Raw genomic sequence first — 23,256 nt, forward strand, 5'->3', positions numbered from 1 at the left:
CATACATGAAATACTGTCTTTTTATTGTTGTTTGTTTTCTTAATTCGTTTTTGTATTCTCAAGCCAAAAAGAATACGGATAGCGTTACCTATTACAACAAGCTTGCTAACAGTAATCTTAACAATAAAAAGTACAATCAGGCTGTTATTTACACTCAAAAATCTATTAATTATTGTGAAGTAAATGGCAAAAAAGAAAATCTAGCCAATCAGACTTTTAAGCTTGGTAAAATCTTTTACAATAAAGGTAAATTTGAAGATGCTTTAAAGAATTTTCACAAGACTGTTTCTTTATTCGACACCCTAAAACCGAGCTGCCTAAAAGTTTTAGCATTAAATTATATTGGAGCAGCTAATAGCGCAAAAGGCGATTACAAAACCGCAGCTGTTTATTACGCAAAAGCCGAAGATTTATTAAAAAAACTTAATATTGCAGATCATGCGCATGCTTTAGACTATCAAAGAGCGCTGGCTTTAAAGACCAACAAAGATTTTGTTACGGCAGCAAATAATTTTAAAAGAATCACAAAACAGCCGGATAATCCTTCAATTATTAAAACCAAGGTAGATTCTTATTATCAGCTTGGTTTGATAGAAACACAGCTGCAAAGGAATGATTCTGCAATAATATATTTTGACAAAGCTTTAGACTACAATGCTAAAATCAATGATTTTCAAAAAAAATCTAAAATTGTTTTAGCAATAAGTCAATACTACAAGCAAAAGAAAAATTATGATTTGGCGTATTCGTATTTAGATGAGCATTATCAGCTGGAAAATTATATCTTAAAATTAAAAAATGCAAAAGTTGATTTAAATGAATTTGAAAAATTTAAAAAAAATCAATCTTTAAATAATACCATAAAAAGAGAGAGCGAAGAAAAAATTCAGATGAAAACCTATCGGTATTCTAAGTTAGTCAGCATTTTGGCAATAGCACTAATTTCGATTTTGTCACTTTTGAGTTTGGCTTTATACAAAAATAATATCATTAGAAATCAGAATAATTTACTGCTTCGCGAAAAAAACAAAGAATTGATTTTAGCTAAAAACAAAGCTGAAAAAGCTTCGAAAGCACGATCTGAATTTTTGTCGACAGTAAGCCACGAATTAAGAACTCCACTGAACGCTATTAACGGAATTACACATCTATTGCTAGAAGATAATCCCAAGAAAAACCAGTTGAAATATTTAGAATCTTTGAAATTTTCGGGTAATTATTTAACCACTTTTATCAATGAAATTTTAGAGGTAAATAAAATTGATTCGACTAAAGTTGAAATTGAAAATATCAGTTTCAATCTAAAAGAGCTTCTTTTTAATATTCAAAGTTCATTAAAAGAGTTAGCTACTGCCAACAAAAATTATTTCAATTTAGAAATAGACAAATCGATTCCTGATAATTTAATGGGAGATCCTACCAAATTATCTCAAATCATATTGAACTTAATCAATAATGCTTTAAAATTTACCCAAAATGGGCACGTAAATGTTATTGCAAAATTATATTCTCAAGAAGAAGAAAATGCAACTGTTTACTTTGAAATTGTTGACACTGGAATTGGAATTCCTGAAGACAAACTTCAAAGTGTTTTCGAAAGTTTCTCTCAAGGATCTATCGAGGTTAACAGGAAATACGGAGGAACTGGTCTTGGTCTTACAATCGTAAAAAAACTGATTGAATTACTCGGAGGAGAAATAAAATTAAAAAGCGAAGTGGGTAAAGGTTCTACTTTTACTTTCAAATTAAATTTTAAAATTAACAACGAACCATTGGAAGTAATTGAAGAAGCGAAACCTTATAGCGATAAACAATTGAAACACAAATCTATTTTACTGATTGAAGACAACAAAATCAATCAGATGATAACCAGAAAAATGCTTGAAAACAAAAACATTAGCTGCGAAATTGTAGATAATGGCGAAGAGGCTGTTGAACTTCTAAAAATCAAACGTTTTGATATGGTTTTAATGGATGTACATCTTCCTGGAATTAATGGTACAACGGCAACCAAATTGATTCGTGAATTTGACAAAACAACTCCAATTATTGCATTGACGGCAATTTCGCTTGACGAAAATCGTGATATGCTTCTTTCTTTTGGGATGAATGACGTAATTACTAAACCTTTTGTTCCAGACGAATTTTATACCACTATTGCTAAGTTTTTTGATTAGCTAAAATAGTGAGGTGCTAAGATTCTAAGTTTTCTTTCACATAGTCTAAAATGGCAGCATCAAAATTTTGCTGGTGATTTATGAAAGTACTTTTTATGGGCAGATAAGACAATTGAGAAACTATTTTAGAATCTTTTAAACGAACGTAATCTTTCTCGGTTGTAATTATTTTTCTTCCATTTGCTTTAGACTGAATCGACTCTAAATCGGCATCAGAAAAATGATGATGGTCTGGAAAAGTTAGGCATTCATCATTTTCATTCTTTAAAAAGTCAAAAAATGGTTTTGGTTTTGCAATTCCGGCCAAAAGCAATTTAGATTCAGCTTTGACTTCACTAACTGCAATTCTTTCATTTTTACTATAAATCTCTTCATCATAATCTATAAAAGTAAAAAAGACTTGCTGTGAAGAGCTTAATTTTAGTTTTAACCTAATCGCATTTTGTTCTTCTTCAGATAAATTTTTAGGACATTTTGTAACCACAACAATGCTGGCTCTTTCTGATCCGCTCCTGCTTTCTCGAAGATTTCCTGTTGGCAGCATAAAATCATCTGCATATAAATCTCCATAAGCAGTTAGCAGAATATAAAAACCTGCTTTTACTTTTCGGTGTTGATAAGCATCGTCAAGCAAAATAATTTCTGGTTTTTCCTTTTGTGAGAGTAATTGCTGAATTCCGTTTGTACGATTGGCATCGACAGCAACCTGAACATTTGGAAATTTTTGATAAAACTGAAAAGGTTCGTCGCCCAATATTTCAGCATTTGAATTTTCATCAGCCAAAACAAAACCTTCCGACTTTCTTTTATAACCACGGCTTAAAGTCGCAACTTTATATTTATCTGATAACAAACGAATCAAATACTCAATTTGCGGCGTTTTACCAGTTCCGCCCACACTTAAATTTCCAACTGCAATTACAGGAAGATCAAAGAAAGTTGCTTTTAGAATTCCTTTATCAAATAGAAAATTACGAATGCTGGTAATAAAACCATACAAAATAGCGAAAGGGAAAAGTATTTTTCGAAGTAAGTTCATAATGCTATTTATCGGAATAATGCCCCATTGCAGAAATTACAAATACAGGTACAACTTCGTCATCTACACGATAAATTAATCGATCTTTTTGATTAATACGTCTTGACCAAAATCCTGAGTATTCATATTTTAATTGTTCTGGATTGCCAAAACCCTCATATGGATTTTCTGTAAGATCAACTAAAATTCTAGCGATGTTTTTAATAGAGATTTTATTCCCTGATTTTTTATGTTTTTCAATATCTTGATTTGCTACTTTAGTTACTTCAACCCTAAACTTCCCCATACATCATCTGGATTTAGCGTTTTTGTTTCGCCATTTTTTATGTTTTCTTCTGCCTTCTTCACTTTCTCAACAAATTCAGGGCTATAAATACTTTCCTCCTCTTTAACTTGTCCATAATTATCTGTTTCAACAACTTCAATGCCCTCAACGCCTTTAAAAAAAGCTTCGAACATTGCCATAAATGCTTTTCCTGTCTTTGTATGTTCGTTAATTTTTATTGTTGTCATGACTTAAAAATTTTATATTACAAATGTAGTAATTTTGTACAAGTATAAATTTATTGCCTCATACTATAAATGTTTATAGTTAAATCAAAATTTGAAATCACAAAATGAAAATATCAAGTATAATATCAGTTCTAGAAGAAATGGCTCCTCTCGCCTATGCAGAAGATTTTGACAACGTTGGACTCTTAGTCGGAAATTCCGAAACTGACTGCACTGGGGTTTTAGTGTGTCACGACGCTATAGAAAATGTCATTGAAGAAGCTGTTACTAAAAATTGTAATCTTGTAGTTTGTTTTCATCCGATTTTATTTTCTGGAATTAAAAAAATTACTGGGAAAAATTATGTTGAGCGCGCAATCTTAAAAGCTATAAAAAATGATATTGCCATTTATGCAGTTCACACGGCACTAGACAATCATTCTCAAGGTGTGAATAAAATTTTCTGCGACGCATTAGGATTAGCAAACACAAAAATATTAGTTCCAAAAAACGATTTCATTCAAAAATTAGTCACTTTTACTGTTCCAGATAATGCTGACAAAGTTCGAAATGCATTATTTGAAGCTGGAGCGGGCAATATTGGAAATTATGACAATTGCAGTTTTAATACTCAAGGTTTTTTTACTTTTCAAGGAAATGAGCAAAGCAATCCTGTAATTGGAGAAAAAGGAAAACTGCATACGGGAGAAGAAATTAAAATCGAAGTCGTTTTTGAAAAACATCTTCAATCTAGAATTTTAAAAGCACTTTTTGCCAATCATATTTATGAAGAAGTCGCTTATGAAATTTATGATCTGCAAAATTCACATCAAAATATAGGTTTAGGAATGGTTGGTGAATTTGAAAATGAAATGGACGAAAAAGATTTTCTTCTTTTAGTGAAAGAAAAAATGATTGCCGACGGAATTCGCCATTCTGCTTTTTTGGGAAAAAAAATTAAAAAAGTTGCCGTGCTTGGAGGTTCTGGAAGTTTTGCTATAAAAAATGCGATTCAAGCTGGAGCAGATGCTTTTTTGACCGCCGATTTAAAATACCATCAATTTTATGAGGCCGAAAACAAGTTACTTTTAGCCGATATTGGTCATTTTGAGAGTGAACGGTATACAAAAAATTATATTGTTGATTATCTTCGAAAAAAAATTCTTAATTTTGCGATCATTTTATCGGAAGAAAATACAAATCCAGTTAAGTACTTATAGAATATGACGAATACGAAAGAATTAAGTGTTGAGGACAAGTTAAGAGCAATATATGATTTACAGCTTATTGACTCTAGAATTGACGAAATCAGAAACGTTAGAGGAGAACTTCCTTTAGAGGTTGAAGATTTGGAAGATGAAGTTGCGGGCTTAAGCACACGTTCAGAGAAACTGAAAGGTGAACTTGAAGTAATTGAAGAGCAAATCAAAGCAAAGAAAATTGCTATTGAAGAGCATAAAGAGGTTATCAAAAAATACACTAAACAACAAGAAACTGTTCGTAACAACAGAGAGTTTAATTCTTTGACAAAAGAGGTTGAATTTCAAGAATTAGAAATTCAATTGGCTGAAAAGCAAATAAAAGAAATGAAAGCTTCTATTGAGCACAAAAAAGAGGTTATTTCTAATTTAAAAGAAAAACTTGATGCTAAAAGCTCTCATTTAAAACATAAAAAATCTGAATTGGACGCAATTATGGCTGAGACTCAAAAAGAAGAAATCTTCTTAACTGAGAAATCTGCTGAATTTGCTGGACAAATCGAAGATAGATTATTAGCTGCTTACAACAGAATCAGAAGCAGTGTTCGTAATGGTTTAGCTGTAGTTTCTATCGAAAGAGGAGCTTCTGCTGGATCTTTCTTTACAATTCCACCTCAAACACAGGTAGAAATTGCTTCAAGAAAGAAAATCATCACAGATGAGCACTCTGGAAGAATTTTAGTTGACAGCGCTTTAGCTGAAGAAGAAAAAGAAAAAATGGAACAATTGTTCTCAAAATTCTAAATAAACGGTCCCGATTCAATCGGGACTTTTTTTTATATTTATTTGCCACAGATTAAAATGATTTACACAGATTTAAAATATCTCGATATTTTGAGATTAAATCTTTAAAATCATTTTAATCTGTGGCAAAACTTTTTTTAGCAGGCGTACAGTCATATTTTTTACCTTTACTAAAAATTTAAGTTTTGAAAATTAAAAAAGGAATTCGTTTTATTACATTAAAATCTGTTGGATCATACATTAACTTTTTGAGTTATGTGCGTCCGCAAAGAGCCACCGAACTTTCTTATGCACTTTTTAGCCAGCCGAGAGTTGGCAGACTACAAAAAGAAACACTTCCGAAAATTCTACGAAATACCGAAACAGAAATTTTTCATCATAACGAACATCATTTTCAAACCTATATCTGGAAAGGAAATGAAACCAAAATTTTATTAGTTCACGGCTGGGAAAGTAATGCTTCGCGCTGGAAAAAAACTTTACCGCATCTCCAAAAATCTGGAAGCACTATTATTGCAATTGATGCACCAGCACACGGACAAAGCAGTGGAAAAGAATTTAATGTGCCGCTTTATGCGGAGTTTATTAATAAAGCGGTTGAAAAATACCAGCCCACAATTATTATCGGGCATTCTATCGGCGGCGCAGCTTGCATATATCATCAGTATTTATTTCCGAATACGAGTATTAATAAAATGGTAATTCTTGGTGCCCCGTCAGATCTCAAAACTTTGATTGATAATTATATTTCAATGCTGAGTCTGAACTCTAAAATGCTGTCTCTTTTAGAAGGCAAATTCATAAATCGATTCAACTTTAAATTTGAAGATTTTTCCGGACAAAAATTTGCATCCCAATTTACTATTCCAGGTTTTATTGCTCATGATACTTCGGATAAAATTGTTGCTTTTGAAGAAGGAAAAAAAATCGCCAGTAATTGGAAAAACAGTCAGTTCATCGAAACAAGCGGTTTAGGCCACGGAATGCATGATGATGAATTATATGAGAAAGTGATTGAGTTTTTATTTTCTTCTGAAGGGTCAAAGTAACAAAGACACAAAGTAGCAAAGGTTTTCTTCACATTTCACATTTCACATATAACGCATAACCAATAACTTATAACTTATAACTCCAAACAAATGATTGCCGTAATTTTTGAAGTCATTCCCAACGAAGGAAAAAAAGAAGAATATCTGGATATTGCTGCGAGTCTGCGTCCTGAATTGAATACTATTGATGGCTTTATTTCTATAGAAAGATTTCAAAGCTTGAATGATCCTGGAAAAATTTTGTCTTTATCTTTTTGGAGAGATGAAGAAAGTATTCAGCAATGGCGAAATCTCGAAATGCATCGTCACGCGCAATCAAAAGGAAGAAATGGAATTTTCAAAGATTATCATTTACGAATTGCCACTGTAGTTAGGGATTATGGAATGTTTGAAAGAAAAGAAACTCCTGACGATAGTTCCATTTTTCATGACTGAGAAAAGGTGCAAAGGTTCATAGAAACAAAGTTTTTTTAGATTCTGATTTGCTAGTATTCTAAACTTTGCTTAACAAAATCTAAAATTCTAAGAAGTCTAACAATCTAAGAAGTCCTAAATTTTAGCTACTTTTGCATTATGGAAGAAAATCTAAAACGTCTTAATAAATTTATTGGCGAAACGGGCTATTGTTCTCGTCGTGAAGCCGATAAATTAATCGAAGAAGGACGCGTAACAATAAATGGCGCTGTGCCAGAAATGGGAACTAAAGTTTCTCCAAATGACGAAGTACGTATTGACGGCAAACTAATTGTCGAAAAACATGAAAAATTGGTTTATCTCGCATTTAACAAACCTGTTGGAATTGAGTGTACAACCAATCTTGAAGTTAAAAATAATATCGTAGACTATATTAATTATCCGAAACGTATTTTCCCTATTGGGAGATTAGACAAAGCCAGTGAAGGATTAATTTTCATGACAAATGACGGTGATATCGTAAACAAAATTTTACGTGCCAGAAACAATCACGAAAAGGAATATACCGTTACTGTCGACAGACCTATTACAGATCGTTTTATTCAGCGTATGGGAAATGGTGTTCCGATTCTGGACACTGTTACCAAAAAATGTAAAGTAGAACAAATCAGTAAATATACCTTTAAAATCATTTTAACACAGGGATTAAACCGTCAAATTAGAAGAATGGCCGAATACCTCGGTTATGAAGTGACGGCGCTTAAACGTATCCGAATCATCAATATTTCTTTGGATGTTCCTGTCGGGCGTTATCGCGATTTAACGGATGATGAGATAAAAGAATTAAATCAGTTAATTGAGCCTTCTAGCAAAACTGAAGAGGCGAGTTTTCCTAAAGTTGAAACTTCGTCTTCAGCTTCCACTCCAACTAGAAGAAAAAATTTTATCTCAAAACATGATCCTCGATTTAAAAAAAGGGGAGATAATAAATAAAAAAGAAAATCCCATTCGTTTTTAGTGAATGGGATTTTTTATTTACTTATTCTTTTCATTCAAAAACTCATAATACAAAGCTTTAGATAAAAAGTTTGCATTTTGATAATTTGAAATCAATTCTTCTCTTACCGCTTCTGCATATTTTCCATCTAAATTATTTTTTCTAAGATATTCGCGTCGCGCATCGTCATTAAAATTTAATCCGCTTAAAAAAACGGGCTCTACTCCTTTGTTTACAGAAATATTATAGTTTGTAATGAGACTTCCCCAATTTACATAACTGCATAACAGAATTGTTCCATAGAAATACCAAATCATTTGATTGAAAAGGTAAGCATTCGTTTTCTGATTGCGAATTTTTTGAAGTGAAACAACTAATCCAATAATTGCCAAAATTAGAAAAGCATAAACTCCCAGTCTCTTATAAGTTAGGCCATAGAAAGAAACGTATTCTGAGTTTTTGATAATGGCACTTATTATTAAAATCACATTTAGGGTAATCCATAATTTTGCTAATTTTTTCAGAGAAGAGGCTTTCTCATCAAAGTTAAAACCACCCTTAAAGTAAAACAAAATTACACCAACAGCCATAAGAATTGAAAAGATCACTGCATTTACACGCTCATGTATATCTGAACTTAAATTTGTCTTTTTCACCACTTCAAAAAATTGCTCATAATTGTAAGTTCCGATAAAAACCAGAAGCATGATATTCAATAAAACCAATGTGATTTCACCGCTTTTTCTCTCAAAATCAAGATCTAGAAACGAAAATGTGCTTTGATTTTTTACTTCAGAAATATTGGTAAAATCATTATTTAATTTTGGATTGTACTCATAACAAACATCTGGCACCCAATAATTCCAAAAACTGAACGAGATGTAAAATCCCAAAATGCACATTGCAATTAATTGTGGTAAATTAATATCCAATTCATAATCTGTAAATAATGAAGAGAAATGATCACTTCCGAAAGAATAAACAATAAAAAACAATCCTAAGAAGATCACTGGAATAAGAACAAAGGCAACTAGTTTTTTAGCAAAATCATTATGGATTTTTCTTTCTGGAAGCCATTGCTTAAAGATAAAAATTCGGCCAATAGAAGTAAATCCGTTTAAGACTATTAGAGGGAAAACCTGAATCATTTTAAGTTCTCCATCTTGGGTTTTGAATTGTAAAAAGAGGATTGATAATGCTAAAGCAAAAAAAGATGCCGCGTCGCCATACCATGCAAAAGCCGAAACAAGATAAAATTGAAGTCATTACGAGAACAAGATGTGATCGGTCTACAAACTTTTCCTGAAAGAAATAACTAATCAAAAGCGTTAGCAAAACGCCAAATATAGAAATATTGATTCCAACAGATTCGTTGTAAAAAAGCAGTATAAAAACTGCTGTACAAGCTAAGATAATTTGATGTTTTTTCATGATTGATAAATTTAAAAGTACTTTGTAATTCAAAGTTTTTAGGTAAAAAAATAGTGTTATTTATGATTTCATTAATTTTTCAAGGTATGATAAATGCTCTTTGAAGGCAGCTCGACCTAAATCTGTCACTTGATAAGAGGTTTTTGGCTTTTTGCCCACAAATTCTTTTTTTACTTCTATATAACCCGCTTTTTCAAGAGCAGAGGAATGACTCGCTAAATTACCATCAGTGATATTTAAAAGTGTCTTCATCTCGGTAAAATCTACCCAGTCGTTAACCATCAGAACGGACATAATACCCAGTCTGACACGGCTTTCAAAATCTTTATTTAGTTTATCAATAATTCCCATTGGGTTATTTGTATTTTTTGAACATCACTAATCCGTATACAATATGCAGGATTCCGAATCCTAAAATCCAGAAAATCAAACCATATCCTATGTAAAAAAGTGAAATACATCCTAAAATAAGTTCCGAAAAACCTAGATATTTAATATCTGAAAATGTATATTTTTCTGCGTTTATAACGGCTAATCCGTAAAATATTAATGTCGATGGTGCCACTAAACCAAAGTAACCGTGGTACATCATTGCCAAGCAAAACACTCCCCCAGCTAAAAGCGGAACAGCTAGATTGAACAACATCTTTTTTGTTGCTGAAGTCCAGATTGGCAAATTGTATTTTCGGCTTTTTCGAATGGTGAAAAAGATTCCAAATGCAAATGCAAATACTAAAATTGTGATTCCGATCCAGAATAATTCTGAAACGAGATTTGTAGAATACAATCTATGTTCATCGTTTAGATAATCCATTCCGTTTGCTTTGAACAACTGGTAAACATAGATTCCGCCAATTAAAGCCGAGAGACCAGCGAAAACTCCTGAAAGTCCGCTTAATGATATAAATCTTGAAGAGCGCTCCATCATGGAACGAATATGTGCTAAATCTTCTTGGTGCTTTTGATTCATAATTAAAGTACTTTGCGATACAAAGTTATTATTTATTTTGAATTGACAAATGAAAAAATGATTTTTTTTATTTCAACAAGACTTAACAGGGTTTAAAACTTGTTAGGTCTATTATTCGCAAAGCTGCGTGAGGGATAGGAGCAAGCTACCAAAGTAGCGCGGATAGCCCGACCGGGTTTGCAGAAAGGCGCACATACGCACAAAGATTGGTGCGCCTTTTTGCAAACGTGGTCACGCCCAAATTATAAAAACGAAAAAGCCCATTCTTAACGAACAGACTTTTACTATTTTGAATTTTAAATTAAAACCATCTTCTTCTTTTGAATAAAAACACTCCGAAAGAAGATAAAATAATGGAAACTAAAAGCAGAATCCAGATTCCGTATTTGCTTTCTTCTAATCCGTTTGGCACGTTCATTCCGTACAAACTGGCGATTAGGGTTGGAATCATTAATATGATCGAAATGGAGGTCATCTGCTTCATGATATTGTTCATGTTATTTGAAATAACCGAAGCATAAGCGTCCATCATTCCAGTTAGGATGTTGTTGTAAATATTGGCCGTATCCTGCGCCTGATTTAATTCGATTTCGACATCTTCTAGTAATTCAGGATCGTAATTGGCTTTGTGGGCTTTTAGATTTTTAATTCTTTGAAATAAAACGTCATTTGCTTTTAAAGAGGTTATAAAGAATACAAAACATTTTTCGATTTGAAGCAGGGCCTGTAATTCTTCGTTTTTAATAGATTTCTCTAAATTATCTTCTGCCAATTTTATTTTTTGATTGATTTGTTTCAGATATTTTAAGTACCAAACGCTTGATGATAAAAGTAATCTTAGCACCAAATTGAAATTATCTTCGATTTCGATGTTTTTACGTTGCGAATAAGCAACGAAATCTTTTATTATTTCTGTTTTATAAAAGCTGATTGTGACACAGATATCGTCTTTAAAAATTATTCCGAGAGGCACTGTATGAAAAGGTATTTTGATATCACCACTTTTAATGGGGATTCGCATGATTATCAATGTCCAGCCATCTTCGACTTCTATACGAGGTCTTTCGTCGATATCTTCAATATCATTATAAAATGCTTCGGGAATTTGAAGTTCTTCTAGTAAGTAGTTTTTTTCTGTTTCTGTTGCAGATTCGATATGAATCCAGCAATTAGAAGTCCATTTTGGGATTTCGATCAATCCGTTGTTGTTTGTGTAAAAGGCTTTCATTTCAAAATACAGGATTTTATCGCAGCATTTTGAAATTTTCAAAAGCTGCTTAATTTAATACTAACGAATAATAATAATCGTCCATTTGGAGAAGTGTTTTTTAAGTGGTGCAAAAGTATCCTTTATTTTTAAGAACCGAAACTTTAAAGTATTAATAATATATTAAAATGGTGCTTTTAAGTGGTTTTTAAACACATAGAATCATAGATATGCTAGTTTTGAAAAGGCATTTCATTTGTATCAATTCACATAACTATGGTGTTAGAAAGCTTATCACAAAAAAAGCCTGTTCAATTGAACAGGCTTTTTATTATTTTGAAACAAAATTACTTATTTTTTGCGCTTCTCATTTTTCTTGCTAATAGTGTATTTTTAAGTAACATAGCAATTGTCATTGGTCCTACTCCACCTGGAACTGGTGTAATGAAAGATGCTTTTTTGCTTACTCCGTCAAAATCTACGTCACCTTTGATAACGTATCCTTTTGCGTTTGATGCATCTTCCACACGAGTAATTCCCACATCAATAACTGTTACTCCGTCTTTTACCATGTCAGCTTTTAAAAATTCTGGAACACCTAAAGCTGTAATAATGATATCGGCGTTTTTAGTGAATTCGGCTAAGTCTTTTGTACGGCTGTGAGTTAACGTAACTGTAGAATCACCTGGATTTCCTTTACGACTCATTAAAATACTCATTGGTCGTCCTACGATATGGCTTCTTCCAATTACAACGGTATGTTTTCCTGCAGTTTCTACTTTGTAACGCTCTAGCAATTCCATAATTCCAAATGGTGTTGCTGGAATAAAACTTTCCATTTCAAGTGCCATTCTTCCAAAATTCGTTGGGTGAAATCCGTCAACGTCTTTATCTGGATCGATTGCCAATAAGATTTTTTGCTCGTCAATATGTTTTGGCAACGGTAGCTGAACGATATATCCGTCTAGATTATCATCTTCGTTTAACTCTTTTATTTTTTCCAGCAGTTCTTCTTCGGTAATGGTTTCTGGCAGACTTACTAAAGTTGAATCAAATCCGATTTCCTGACATGATTTTACTTTACTTCCTACGTAAGTTAAACTTGCGCCATTATTTCCAACTAAAACTGCTGCTAAATGAGGCACTTTTCCTCCAGCTGCTTTTATAGATTGAACTTCGGCTGCAATTTCGTTTTTAATGTCGTTAGATGTTTTTTTACCGTCTAGTAGCTGCATTGTGTTTTGTTATTTTTGTTTCAGGTTTAAAGTTTCAAGTTAAACGAAACTCATATTTACTATATCAAAAAAGTTTCAAGTTTTGGTCTCTTAACTTGAAACCTTAAACTTGAAACTTTAATTTTATTATCTCGGCATTCCTCCTGGCATTCCTTTCATGCCTCCCATCATTTTCATCAGATTTTTTCCGCCTGGTCCCTGCATCATCTTCATCATCTTGCTCATTTGGTCAAACTGCTTCATTAACTGATTTACCTGCTCGACTTTAGTTCCCGAACCTTTAGCGATTCTGGCTTTTCTTTTTACATCAATTAAAGCTGGTCTGCTTCTTTCGGCTGGCGTCATCGAGTAGATAATTGCTTCAATATGTTTGAAAGCATCATCTTCGATCTCAACATCTTTCATGGCTTTTGAAGCTCCTGGTATCATCCCTACCAAGTCTTTCATGTTACCCATTTTCTTTACTTGCTGGATCTGCGTTAAGAAGTCGTCAAAACCGAATTCGTTTTTAGCGATTTTCTTTTGAAGTTTTCTAGCTTCTTCTTCATCAAATTGTTCCTGAGCTCTTTCTACAAGAGACACAACATCTCCCATACCAAGGATACGCTCAGCCATACGATCTGGGTAGAAAATGTCAATTGCTTCCATTTTCTCGCCGGTACCTACGAATTTGATTGGTTTATTTACAACAGATTTAATAGAAAGTGCTGCTCCACCTCGAGTATCTCCATCTAATTTCGTTAAAATAACTCCATCAAAATTCAAGATATCGTTGAATGCTTTCGCTGTATTTACAGCATCTTGTCCTGTCATAGAATCGACAACGAACAATGTTTCTTGCGGCTGAATTGCTTTGTGAACACGTGCAATTTCATCCATCATTTCCTGATCTACTGCCAAACGTCCTGCTGTATCGACAATAACAACATTGAATCCGTTTGCTTTGGCATGCTTAATTGCGTTTTGAGCAATTTCTACAGGATTTTTATTTTCTGGTTCTGAGTAAACCTCAACACCTATTTGGTCTCCTACAACATGTAACTGATTAATCGCCGCCGGACGGTAGATATCACAGGCTACAAGAAGTGGTTTTTTATTTTTCTTAGTTTTTAGAAAATTAGCTAATTTTCCAGAGAAAGTAGTTTTACCAGAACCTTGAAGTCCTGACATTAAAATAACAGTTGGAGTTCCAGATAAGTTAATACCAGCAACATCTCCTCCCATTAATTCTGTCAACTCGTCTTTTACCAGTTTAACTAATAATTGTCCTGGCTGTAAGGTTGTAAGTACGTCCTGACCAATTGCTTTTTCTTTTACTTTAGCCGTAAAATCTTTAGCAATTTTAAAGTTAACATCGGCATCAAGTAAGGCACGACGAACTTCTTTTAAGGTATCGGCAACGTTTACTTCTGTAATTTTACCGTGTCCTTTTAATATATGGAACGCTTTATCTAACTTATCACTTAAATTATCAAACATATCATTTTCTTTATTTGAAGTGCAAAGATAATCTAATTAGATATTTCAGGCAATTTATTTTTAAGGTTCATAGCCACAAAGACACAAAGGCGCAAAGTTTAGCAGATTGTTATAATTTATATTTAAGAAATCTACCAACATCTGCTAAATCTGCATAAAACAAAAAACTTCGTGCCTTAGCGTCTTCGTGGCAAACAAAAAAAGCGCAAAGATTAAAACCTCTGCGCCTTTGTGCCTTTGCGGCTATGAACCTTTGTACCTTTAAAATTAAAATTGGAAGTAAATAAACGGCTGTGAACCTGCTACTGCTGTCGCGTAAACAATCCAGTAAACAAATCCGAGAATTATTGCTTTTACTAATAATGGTGTTTTGTCGAAAACAGATTTCATTCCGTTTGTGAACGATTCTGGTAAGAAATGCCAAACGTAACCGAAAAGCATTAATCCGAATACATTTTTGTAACCTAGAATAATTGTTTTCCAAAGTTCTGGTTCAAATGTTAATTGACCAATATTATTAATTACCTGCAAAGCTGTTTCGAAATCTCTTGCGCGGAAAAAGATCCAGCAGAAAACCACAAAATGAAATGTAATTAGAATAGAGAAAAATCTCCATAGGAAATTTGGGCTCTTGTCTTTTTTTGAAGGAAAGAATTCCATGAAAATTTTATGAACTGCCAAAGCTAATCCGTGAAGTGCTCCCCAAACAATGAACTGTGCTCCTGCTCCATGCCACAAACCGCCCAAAAGCATAGTAGTAAACAAATTAAAATTGGTTACTAAGGTTTGTTTTATTTTGCTTGAAAGTAAAAATGATAAAGCGAAAATTAAAATACTTATTCCTGCAATAATAAGCGGAATTACACTTTCATTATAATTTGAAATTCCCCATAGCAATAATCCAAAGAAAAATAAACTTGGGAATAAATATCCTGCGAAAGAACCTTGTCTGTTTCCTCCAATAGAAATGTATAAAAAGTCTTTTAACCAAGTCGAAAGTGAGATATGCCATCTTCTCCAGAAATCGGTAATCGAAGTTGATTTATATGGCGTTCTAAAGTTGACTGGTAATTTAAATCCAAGTAATAGCGCAATACCAATTGCCATATCTGAATATCCAGAGAAATCACAATAAATCTGAATGGCGTATCCATAAGAAGCCATTAAATTTTCAAACGAAGTATAGGTCATCGGCGTATCAAAAACACGATCGACAAAGTTTACCGAAATATAATTTGATATTACTGTTTTCTTAATTAAACCTCCAATAATCAAAAACAAAGCATTGTTTACATCTTGTTTTGTTAGGTTTAATTTTTGGTAAATCTGAGGTAAAAAATCTTTTGCACGCACAATTGGTCCAGCAACTAACTGCGGGAAAAACGACACGAAGAATAAATATTCGATATAATTTTTTGTAGGCTTGATTTCTTCTCTATAAATCTCGATTATATAACTCATCGATTGAAAAGTGTAGAACGAAATTCCGACAGGAAGAAAAACATTATGAAGTGCAAAATTACCATGAAACATATCATTGTAAGTCACAATCAAAAAGTTCATGTATTTGAAATAGCCTAAAAGTGCTAAATTTAAAATCACACTAATAACCAAATAAAGTTTCTTTACACCATCTCTGCTTTCCTTGTAAATTATCTGGCTCAAACCATAATCTACAACAGATGAAAGCAATAATAGCAGGAAATAAATCCCGCTCGATTTGTAATAGAAGAATAATGAGAAGAGAATAACGTAAGTTAATCTCAAATAAAATGTTTTGCGTAAAAAACCATACACAAAATAGAAAACTAAAAATAGGCCTAGGAATAAACCGGTATTAAATAAAAGTTTTTCGTCTGGATTGTAAACAAACCAGCTTTTAACTTGTTCTGTTGTAATTGCACCAAAATTTTGAATGAACCAATTATTAATGCTATCTATTGTTGTCAACTTAATTCTTTAATTTAAAATTATCGTATGTTTTTAAAAACGCCTGCGTAAACAAATTTCCTTGTTTCTCGTATCCTTTTTTGGAATAATGAACCCAATCCGGTCCAATTAACCCTTGCACTTTTAGCTGTTTGATGCCACTCATTCCACCAAATTCATCGTACAAATCCCAAACTGCAAAACCATCTTTTTGGGCTATTTCAATAATTTGTCTGGTGTAATCATCAATATAGGTATTGGGCTTTCTTCTTAGCAAAGATGGCGGCGGTGTCATAATTATTATCGGTGCATCTATTTTCTGCGCTTTGATATTATTTATAAACTCTCGCAATTCTTTAATGTAATTTCCTGAATCTAAATGTTCATAACTTTCATTTGTTCCTAATGAAAAAACAAGCAAATCTGGATGCAATGCTTTTAGTTGTTCAAAAAATAACGGATATTTATTATAATCTGAAAACTTGGCTCCATTTACTCCTATACCACTGTATAGAATCCCAGGGGAATCTTTTTCTAAAACAAGTCCGTTTAACTCATAATTTGAAGCTTCTTTATTCGGAATCAAAAAAATTCGGCTTAAAGCATTGTCGGAATTGTAATAATGTGAATACGAATCTGATTCTATCGGTAAAGGAACAAACTCAGACATAGAAATTGTTTTTGCCCTTGTTTCATTAGTCGAAATTTTTAAAGTTCTCCCCGCACGAATATTATTTGACTTTAATCGATTGTCTCTTTTTATTTCAGCGACCGAAACATTATATTTATCTGCAATGGTTCCAAGTACTTCGCCTTTTTTTATTTTATGCGTTATAACTTTTCGTTCAGTGGTTTGAATTGAATTAACCTTAGAGGAAACCGCCAAATCAAACATATTCTGATTTTTTGGAGTTATAATTTTTATGGTATTAAATTTATAAGCAGGATCTTTTATATTCATTTCCATTACAAATCCGCCAGAATCTCTCCAAAGTCCAATCCCGCTTAATCCAACTGGATTATTTTTAAAGGGATAAATATTTCTGTAGCTTTCCCAAACTCGATTCGAATTGAAACGCTCATTATAAGATCCGTTTGTTTTAGCTAATTGATATGGAAATACTAAACCACGTCCTGCGTTGCCAAATTTTTGCTGCAAGTTCTTTCTGATCTCATTCGTCATCAAATCACCTTGAATGTGCGAATCTCCAATATGTACAATATTGATTTTCTGATTTTTCTGATCTTCATTTTTTTCTAATTTCTGAAAAAAACTTTTTAATACTTTCGCATTATAAAATTGCCCTTCTAAAGGTGCGTCGGCCGCTGCAGTATCAATTTTCTGAATCATGCTTTTATGTATTGGATGTACATCTGTTTTTGAAGTCTTTTCATTATTCAAGAAAAAAAGACAACAAAAGAAAACAATAAGTTTATTTATCATACACTGTCTTTTGTTACGGAAACGGAATCGGCCTTAGCTTTCCTTACGGTTCTCTGCTTATTCGTATTAGAATCTCTCTTTTCTCTGAGTACTTTATATTCTTCGTATCCTTTGTTTAATTGTCCGTACAACAAATTACCAATTGCTTTTGCGCCACGCTGGTTAAAGTGCGTGTAATCTTTATTGGCTCTTGCCGGAGTTTCATCCACCCATTTTATCATCGATCCGTCTCCGCCCATTAAAGTATATAAATTTACAAATCCAGATTCGGTTTCAAGTGCATAATGTTTTTGAGCTTTCATTAATGGAACTACTGCAGAATCGGTTTTCATTTCCAATTCATATTTAGTCGATTTATCGGCTGTAGAAACAATCAGGATGGAAACACCTGGAAAAGATTCTTTTATTTTATTTACTGTTTTAGTCATTCCTTTTTCGTACCAAGAATAATTTTTGGTTCCGTAGTTCAAAACATTTGTTCCGTAATGCAGAATAATTAAATCATAATTCAGATTATTATTAAAAGCTCTCATGACATCTGCATTGAACATTGATATTGGAAGTCCTGAGTTTCCTCTTTGCGAGAAATTATCAACGTGAACTCCCATTCCGTTATCAAAATTAAATCCGTAAATCGGAATTGAATCTGCATGTACGAAATTAGCTTTAAAAGCTTTTAAACTTCCAGAAGATACCTTTATTGTGTTGACTAAATTGTTTGGAGAAAGATTCTTTTTAATAGTGTCTTTGCCAATGATAAAATTAACTTTTCCTGTTTTAGAGGATCGCCCGTAAAACAGGGTTGCGTTATCTAAAGAAGTAGAAAACTTTTTAAGTCCCGCTTCGTATTGAACCCATGTTGGATTTGACGGATCGTTTGCAAAAAAAACGTGACCGTTAATTCCAAAAGGGCTTGTTGGTTTTTTGACATTTAAATATGACTGTGTTTTCCAGTTTTTAGAATAAGTAGATTTTACAGAACCTCGCGATGCAGCCGATTCTGAAGTAATTGGAACAAATCCAACTCCATTTCCTCCAAAACGTTCTTGATAATTGGCACGCACATCCTGAACGATTAAATCTCCATCTGTCATAGAATCTCCGTAATAAGCAATTCTAACTTTGTTCTGCGGATTTTTCTCTAACTGATATAATTTTTCGTAAAAAGGAATCAGATATTGAAAACCTTTATAATTCTCAAAAGTTTCTGCAGGAAATTCGATTCCCTCAGTTTCATCGTAAACAATTTTTTGGTTGTTTAGCTTTTTTTCGCTTTCAGCAATACTATCATCATCCAAAGAAAGAGAATCTTTGGCCACAGACTCTAAAAGCAGACTATCGATTAATATGTTTTTAGAATCTAGTTTACTTTCTGAAAATATTTTATCTGGAAGGATTTGTTTGAATCCAATAAAGGCAACCAGCGCTAACGCTACAATCGCAAAAGACTGAAAAAAATAAGATTTTGTATTCACTTTATAATTATAAAATATGAAGAACTGCTGTACAAAAATTAAACCAATTAAGTTATCGTTAATTTATTGCAGGAAAAACTTGTGCAAAGATAGAATAACATTTTGTTTCTAATTCATTTTAGTAAGAAACTAGATCAAAAAAAAGAGGCTAGATAAATCTAACCTCTTTATCAAAAAAAAATAAAAAAAACAAAGCTAATGATTAACTAAATTTTAATGCGATGCTTTATAATTTTAGAATGAAATACTCTTTATATTTTTTAGATTTTCATTTTAAAATTATTTTAAGATAGCATATTCTAAAGTAACATTTCCTCTTTCACTTGCTTCATTTAGCATTGTAAGAAATCTTACTTTGTAGTAGTTTCCAGCAGCATCTTTAACTACATAAAAACGATCTGTTCTGATGCTTGGTAAAGTAGTTGGTCCTCCACCGTTTCTCCAGTTTGCCCCAATTATTCTTTGATCTGTCTCAGAAGCTTTAAAGTTATCTTCAACAATTTTTGCTTTTGTAAAATCAGCATAAGATCCTCCAGTAGAAACTAAAACTTGATAAACTTTTGCCCCTCCTCTTGAGTTACTAGTAATAAAATCAGCATATCCATATGTTACATCACCACTACCCATATTTAGGTAATTTGTAAAAACTGTAAAGTTTAAATCCCATTTAGCTTTTTCAGGTTCAACAGAAACAGTATTTCCAGAAGCTAAACTAAAAAATGTAAAATTATAAGCAGTATCTTTAGAAATTGTTTTTTCAGTAAAAGTAGTAGATGCTAAATCAGCATATTGAATTTTATAACCAGTTCCATTTCTTAAAATTCTAACTTTTTTCCAACCTCTTGATTCTCCATCAACTTCAACTCCTCCAGTTCCTGCAACTTTAGTCCCAACCAAAGCGCCCATATTAACAAGATATACTTTATTATCAGCATCTGTAGCTGAAACTTCAGCAATAGCAGTTCCTATCCCTGCACCTGCACCTGTTAAAACGCCTGTTGGATTATCAACAAAGCCGTTTGAAGCAGCTGTTGTTCCTGCACCTACGCTTACGTTAGCATCAACTTCCTGAGGTAAAGTGATGTCAGATGTTTCTAATTTTTTAACAGCCATCTTAACTGATCCGTTTATTATAACTCTAAATTCACTTCCTGAATTGAAACCAAAATCCCAAGTCGCTCTATTTACAGATTTAGTTATACCAGAACTAAAATCAAGATAAAGTTGATTTGGCTGATTTGGTCCTCCAACACTTGCAGCTAAAACACCGCCCGTATAAGCTGTCTCATTAAAATTAACTTGAACTGTTTTATTTTCACCTAAAATAGCATTAATAGTATTGCTTGAAATTGTGAAAACAACATTTTTAACTTCTCCTTCAATAGCTTCTTTTAATTTCTTAAAAGTAAAACTTACAGAAGAAACATTTTTTTCAAAGGGAACTACGATTGTTTTTGCAGTAGCAGCTGGTATAGTAGAAAAGTCAGTTCCTTCAACAACAGCATTTTCTACGTAAGTTAGTGTCAAAGATCCTGCAGTTGCTGTTGGTATTGCGAAATTAATCACGATAGGCGTTTCAGCAGCAGTTAAATTCAATGAGGTTGATGCAAAAGCAACTCCATTAATTTCAGCCGTATTGTTGTCATCACTTGAGCAAGAGACCAATGATAACACGAAAAGTGATAAGAATAATAGTTTTTTCATTTGTATTTTAGTTTATATTTAAAGATTAAGATTATATGAAAGTCTGATAAAATAAGAGCGCCCATAAGCGAGCATTACATTTGAATCTCCTGCATGTCCAGCAGATTGATTCGTGTTTGTCTGCCTAACATTCGTCACATTACAAATATTTCTCGCTCCAATTGTAACATCAAGCTGATTTTTGAAGAAAGTCTTTCTAATACTTGCATCAAGCCAATTACTTGGATCGATATCAGATATAATATATCCTGAAGATCCTTCTATAAATTGCTGTGACTTTCCGTTGTATTTGTAGTAGGCAGAAAATATTGTCCCCCATTTTTGTATTAAGTAAGAAACACTACTATTGACATTGAAAGAGTACAAAAAATTTGTCATCTGATGTAAATACTTGATTTTCTATTTTTCTAGAAACACCAACTACAGCTGCTCCAATATTGAATGTCAAATCTCTATACCTAAATTGATTCATTGTAGAGAAATTCCACATTTTGTATTTACTGATGTTTATATATTGATATTCTGGATTTCCTGTATCTGGATTGTATCGTATCAAAGCCATATCAATTCTATCATTAACATCTAGGTAGCTTCCCGCAAATGTGTTTGAAACTTGCAAGCGTGAACCTATAAAAGATGATTTTTTTAAACTGGCTTCAAATGAAGTACTAGTTTCTGGTATCAAGTTTTCATTTCCTGTAAAGAAATGTCCGTCAAAAATTAATTTGGAATATAGTTCTTCAAAAGTCGGTGTTCTAAATGATGAACCATAAGAACCTCTAAGTTCAATTCCTTTATCAAATAAATATTTTAAATTAAGTGAGGATGCATATTGATCTTTAAATTTAGACTGCGCTGAGAATCTTAATCCTGGACGTATAGAAAATCTCTCAGTTGTCATAATTTCAGCGGAAACAAAGAAATCATAATTTTCAAGAGTCTTTCTGACAGGAGAAAAAAGATTATTTCCCTCTTGAATCAAAGAGTAACCTTGATTGTTTACAAATTCATATCCAACTTGCAGATCATATTTTTTGTTTGTAAAAAAGTTACTTAGAGTTCCTGTTGAGTAAAGAACTTCCATCGATTGGTCTTTTGTAGTAACATTTTCTTTTTCACTTTTATTCTGAAAATAATATTTAAAGTCTTCAACATTACGTTCTTGTTTCTGATGAGAAAGCGATATATTGTAGTTTAATCTCGTAAAAAGTTTTCCTGTTGCATTTAAATTATGAAAATATCTATTAGTAAAATACCTCATATCGTCAGCATATGTATAAGATCCTAATACTGGATTGTAACCTGACTGTACTGTAGCATTATAATAGTCAACATCTTCATCTAAGTATTCAAACTTATAGAAAACTTTAAATGAACCTTTATTGTAAGCAATTAAGGCATTTCCATTTAGTTGTTCTTTTGGCAGCCATCTGTATCCACGAGTTTGGTCATTAACATCGTAATCTTTTCCATTTTTATCGTCTAAAAATCCTTGAAAATCGTTTCTATTAGCACCAACACTCACAAACCAGTTATCATTAAATGTATGGGCAACTCTCAACGATTGGATATGACGACCTTCATCAAAAAGTGCATATTCATCTTTAACCGTTTCTTCTTGTACAGCAGCTGTAATATTCCATTTATGTATTGACGATTTTTTTGTAATAATATTTAAAACTCCACTTACAGCATTAGCCCCATAAACTACACCCATCGATCCTTCGACTATTTCAATTCGCTCAACATCGTCTAAATTAATCTGTGATAAATCTGTATTATTTCCTAAACCAGCTTCATTTACTAACGGAACATTATCTACTAGAATTTTAAAATACTGAGCATCTAAACCAAATAAAGAAACTGTAGAACGACCACTTGTGCCACTTGGTCTAACCGTAATATTTAAGTACTGATTTAAAACATCAGCCAAGTTATTTGCTGCTAAATTTTTAATATCTCTACTTGAAATCACTCGAACATTAAATACGGATTTTTTTATGGATTGTGGCTCAAATTGTCCTGTAACAACAACTTCTGATAATTTTTCCTGTGAGTTAATAGTGTCTTTTTGCTGAGCAAAAGAACAAGTACAAAAAAGAAGTCCAGCAAAAAGGGTAAAATTTATTTTCATTATTTTTATTCAGTCTTAATAACAGGTGCAAATATATAACTATTTTTAATTGTTCTAAATAAAATTTATATATTTGC

At 32.5% G+C, this 23,256-nt stretch carries 22 protein-coding genes; 6 read left to right on the forward strand and 16 right to left on the reverse strand.

Annotated elements, in window-relative coordinates; genetic code table 11:
- Positions 1-5 precede the first annotated feature (5 nt).
- Positions 6-2,177, forward strand: a complete 2,172-nt coding sequence (locus QE431_RS18575) for an ATP-binding protein (RefSeq protein WP_057114801.1) — start codon at positions 6-8, stop codon at positions 2,175-2,177.
- A gap of 16 nt (positions 2,178-2,193) precedes the next feature.
- Here the strand turns inward: QE431_RS18575 and lpxK are convergent, their stop codons facing one another.
- Genes lpxK through QE431_RS18590 form a run of 3 tightly spaced genes read right to left on the reverse strand, consistent with a single transcriptional unit; the run spans position 2,194 to position 3,729 of the window.
- Complete coding sequence (gene lpxK, locus QE431_RS18580; RefSeq protein ID WP_307299022.1) at positions 2,194-3,216, reverse strand: tetraacyldisaccharide 4'-kinase; 1,023 nt, start codon at positions 3,214-3,216, stop codon at positions 2,194-2,196.
- A gap of 4 nt (positions 3,217-3,220) precedes the next feature.
- Entirely contained in the window at positions 3,221-3,502 is a 282-nt protein-coding gene (locus QE431_RS18585; protein ID WP_307299025.1) for a Txe/YoeB family addiction module toxin, read from the reverse strand.
- The gene (locus tag QE431_RS18590; protein ID WP_307299028.1) at positions 3,478-3,729 is read right to left on the reverse strand and encodes a DUF2683 family protein; all 252 of its coding nucleotides are present in this window, start codon (positions 3,727-3,729) and stop codon (positions 3,478-3,480) included. Before QE431_RS18590 ends, QE431_RS18585 begins: the two co-directional genes overlap by 25 nt.
- Before the next feature lie 104 nt (positions 3,730-3,833).
- Here QE431_RS18590 and QE431_RS18595 point away from each other — a divergent pair, with 104 nt between their 5' ends.
- The 5 genes from QE431_RS18595 (at position 3,834) to rluF (ending at position 8,167) form a co-directional block, all read left to right on the forward strand.
- Positions 3,834-4,928 (forward strand): Nif3-like dinuclear metal center hexameric protein, encoded by a 1,095-nt coding sequence (locus QE431_RS18595; protein WP_307299031.1) that lies wholly within the window; start codon positions 3,834-3,836, stop codon positions 4,926-4,928.
- 3 nt (positions 4,929-4,931) lie between these two features.
- On the forward strand, positions 4,932-5,711 hold the full coding sequence (locus QE431_RS18600; protein WP_057114806.1) for a zinc ribbon domain-containing protein: 780 nt from the start codon (positions 4,932-4,934) through the stop codon (positions 5,709-5,711).
- A gap of 185 nt (positions 5,712-5,896) precedes the next feature.
- A complete protein-coding gene (locus tag QE431_RS18605) occupies positions 5,897-6,760 on the forward strand; it encodes an alpha/beta fold hydrolase (protein ID WP_134142363.1) in 864 nt (287 codons plus the stop codon).
- A 90-nt stretch (positions 6,761-6,850) separates the two neighbouring features.
- The gene (locus tag QE431_RS18610) at positions 6,851-7,195 is read left to right on the forward strand and encodes an antibiotic biosynthesis monooxygenase (protein WP_057114808.1); all 345 of its coding nucleotides are present in this window, start codon (positions 6,851-6,853) and stop codon (positions 7,193-7,195) included.
- A gap of 138 nt (positions 7,196-7,333) precedes the next feature.
- On the forward strand, positions 7,334-8,167 hold the full coding sequence (gene rluF, locus QE431_RS18615) for a 23S rRNA pseudouridine(2604) synthase RluF (protein ID WP_307299034.1): 834 nt from the start codon (positions 7,334-7,336) through the stop codon (positions 8,165-8,167).
- Between the two features lie 42 nt (positions 8,168-8,209).
- On the opposite strand, the gene QE431_RS18620 is transcribed toward rluF, so the two are convergent.
- The 13 genes from QE431_RS18620 to QE431_RS18680 form a co-directional block, all read right to left on the reverse strand.
- Entirely contained in the window at positions 8,210-9,361 is a 1,152-nt protein-coding gene (locus QE431_RS18620; RefSeq protein WP_307300572.1) for a DUF4173 domain-containing protein, read from the reverse strand.
- Positions 9,321-9,602 carry a hypothetical protein gene (locus QE431_RS18625; RefSeq protein WP_307299037.1) on the reverse strand — a complete coding sequence of 94 codons (282 nt, stop codon included), beginning with the start codon at positions 9,600-9,602 and terminating at the stop codon, positions 9,321-9,323. The genes QE431_RS18620 and QE431_RS18625 overlap by 41 nt, the downstream gene beginning before the upstream one ends.
- 60 nt (positions 9,603-9,662) lie before the next feature.
- The gene (locus tag QE431_RS18630) at positions 9,663-9,953 is read right to left on the reverse strand and encodes a transcriptional regulator (protein WP_057114812.1); all 291 of its coding nucleotides are present in this window, start codon (positions 9,951-9,953) and stop codon (positions 9,663-9,665) included.
- A 4-nt stretch (positions 9,954-9,957) separates the two neighbouring features.
- Entirely contained in the window at positions 9,958-10,572 is a 615-nt protein-coding gene (locus tag QE431_RS18635) for a hypothetical protein (RefSeq protein ID WP_307299040.1), read from the reverse strand.
- 301 nt (positions 10,573-10,873) lie between these two features.
- Positions 10,874-11,842: a magnesium transporter CorA family protein gene (locus QE431_RS18640; protein ID WP_307299042.1), complete on the reverse strand. Its 969-nt coding sequence runs from the start codon at positions 11,840-11,842 to the stop codon at positions 10,874-10,876.
- Between the two features lie 284 nt (positions 11,843-12,126).
- A complete protein-coding gene (locus QE431_RS18645) occupies positions 12,127-13,014 on the reverse strand; it encodes a bifunctional 5,10-methylenetetrahydrofolate dehydrogenase/5,10-methenyltetrahydrofolate cyclohydrolase (protein WP_057114815.1) in 888 nt (295 codons plus the stop codon).
- 126 nt (positions 13,015-13,140) lie between these two features.
- Complete coding sequence (gene ffh / locus QE431_RS18650) at positions 13,141-14,493, reverse strand: signal recognition particle protein (RefSeq protein WP_057114816.1); 1,353 nt, start codon at positions 14,491-14,493, stop codon at positions 13,141-13,143.
- A gap of 267 nt (positions 14,494-14,760) precedes the next feature.
- Positions 14,761-16,443, reverse strand: coding sequence for an MBOAT family protein (locus QE431_RS18655; RefSeq protein ID WP_307299047.1), 1,683 nt, complete (start codon positions 16,441-16,443; stop codon positions 14,761-14,763).
- Between the two features lies 1 nt (position 16,444).
- Positions 16,445-17,773, reverse strand: coding sequence for a GDSL-type esterase/lipase family protein (locus tag QE431_RS18660; RefSeq protein WP_307299049.1), 1,329 nt, complete (start codon positions 17,771-17,773; stop codon positions 16,445-16,447).
- An 89-nt stretch (positions 17,774-17,862) separates the two neighbouring features.
- A complete protein-coding gene (locus tag QE431_RS18665; RefSeq protein WP_307299053.1) occupies positions 17,863-19,341 on the reverse strand; it encodes an SGNH/GDSL hydrolase family protein in 1,479 nt (492 codons plus the stop codon).
- A 279-nt stretch (positions 19,342-19,620) separates the two neighbouring features.
- Positions 19,621-21,045, reverse strand: coding sequence for an HmuY family protein (locus tag QE431_RS18670; RefSeq protein WP_307299055.1), 1,425 nt, complete (start codon positions 21,043-21,045; stop codon positions 19,621-19,623).
- A gap of 18 nt (positions 21,046-21,063) precedes the next feature.
- Positions 21,064-21,423 carry a hypothetical protein gene (locus tag QE431_RS18675; protein ID WP_307299058.1) on the reverse strand — a complete coding sequence of 120 codons (360 nt, stop codon included), beginning with the start codon at positions 21,421-21,423 and terminating at the stop codon, positions 21,064-21,066.
- Entirely contained in the window at positions 21,389-23,179 is a 1,791-nt protein-coding gene (locus QE431_RS18680) for a TonB-dependent siderophore receptor (RefSeq protein WP_307299061.1), read from the reverse strand. The genes QE431_RS18675 and QE431_RS18680 overlap by 35 nt, the downstream gene beginning before the upstream one ends.
- Between the last annotated feature and the right edge of the window lie 77 nt (positions 23,180-23,256).

It is taken from the genome of Flavobacterium sp. SORGH_AS_0622, from assembly GCF_030818825.1.
In the GTDB taxonomy this organism is placed as follows: Bacteria; Bacteroidota; Bacteroidia; order Flavobacteriales; family Flavobacteriaceae; genus Flavobacterium.

Excerpts from the sequence above, each read along its gene's own strand:
- QE431_RS18670 (WP_307299055.1), bottom strand. The coding sequence starts at position 21,045 with ATGAAAAAACTATTATTCTTATCACTTTTCGTGTTATCATTGGTCTCT.
- QE431_RS18610 (WP_057114808.1), top strand. The coding sequence starts at position 6,851 with ATGATTGCCGTAATTTTTGAAGTCATTCCCAACGAAGGAAAAAAAGAA.
- QE431_RS18585 (WP_307299025.1), bottom strand. The coding sequence starts at position 3,502 with ATGGGGAAGTTTAGGGTTGAAGTAACTAAAGTAGCAAATCAAGATATT.
- QE431_RS18660 (WP_307299049.1), bottom strand. The coding sequence starts at position 17,773 with ATGATTCAGAAAATTGATACTGCAGCGGCCGACGCACCTTTAGAAGGG.
- QE431_RS18600 (WP_057114806.1), top strand. The coding sequence starts at position 4,932 with ATGACGAATACGAAAGAATTAAGTGTTGAGGACAAGTTAAGAGCAATA.
- QE431_RS18645 (WP_057114815.1), bottom strand. The coding sequence starts at position 13,014 with ATGCAGCTACTAGACGGTAAAAAAACATCTAACGACATTAAAAACGAA.
- lpxK (WP_307299022.1), bottom strand. The coding sequence starts at position 3,216 with ATGAACTTACTTCGAAAAATACTTTTCCCTTTCGCTATTTTGTATGGT.
- QE431_RS18590 (WP_307299028.1), bottom strand. The coding sequence starts at position 3,729 with ATGACAACAATAAAAATTAACGAACATACAAAGACAGGAAAAGCATTT.
- QE431_RS18680 (WP_307299061.1), bottom strand. The coding sequence starts at position 23,179 with ATGAAAATAAATTTTACCCTTTTTGCTGGACTTCTTTTTTGTACTTGT.
- ffh (WP_057114816.1), bottom strand. The coding sequence starts at position 14,493 with ATGTTTGATAATTTAAGTGATAAGTTAGATAAAGCGTTCCATATATTA.
- QE431_RS18630 (WP_057114812.1), bottom strand. The coding sequence starts at position 9,953 with ATGGGAATTATTGATAAACTAAATAAAGATTTTGAAAGCCGTGTCAGA.
- QE431_RS18675 (WP_307299058.1), bottom strand. The coding sequence starts at position 21,423 with ATGACAAATTTTTTGTACTCTTTCAATGTCAATAGTAGTGTTTCTTAC.
- QE431_RS18635 (WP_307299040.1), bottom strand. The coding sequence starts at position 10,572 with ATGAATCAAAAGCACCAAGAAGATTTAGCACATATTCGTTCCATGATG.
- QE431_RS18595 (WP_307299031.1), top strand. The coding sequence starts at position 3,834 with ATGAAAATATCAAGTATAATATCAGTTCTAGAAGAAATGGCTCCTCTC.
- QE431_RS18625 (WP_307299037.1), bottom strand. The coding sequence starts at position 9,602 with ATGAAAAAACATCAAATTATCTTAGCTTGTACAGCAGTTTTTATACTG.
- rluF (WP_307299034.1), top strand. The coding sequence starts at position 7,334 with ATGGAAGAAAATCTAAAACGTCTTAATAAATTTATTGGCGAAACGGGC.
- QE431_RS18575 (WP_057114801.1), top strand. The coding sequence starts at position 6 with ATGAAATACTGTCTTTTTATTGTTGTTTGTTTTCTTAATTCGTTTTTG.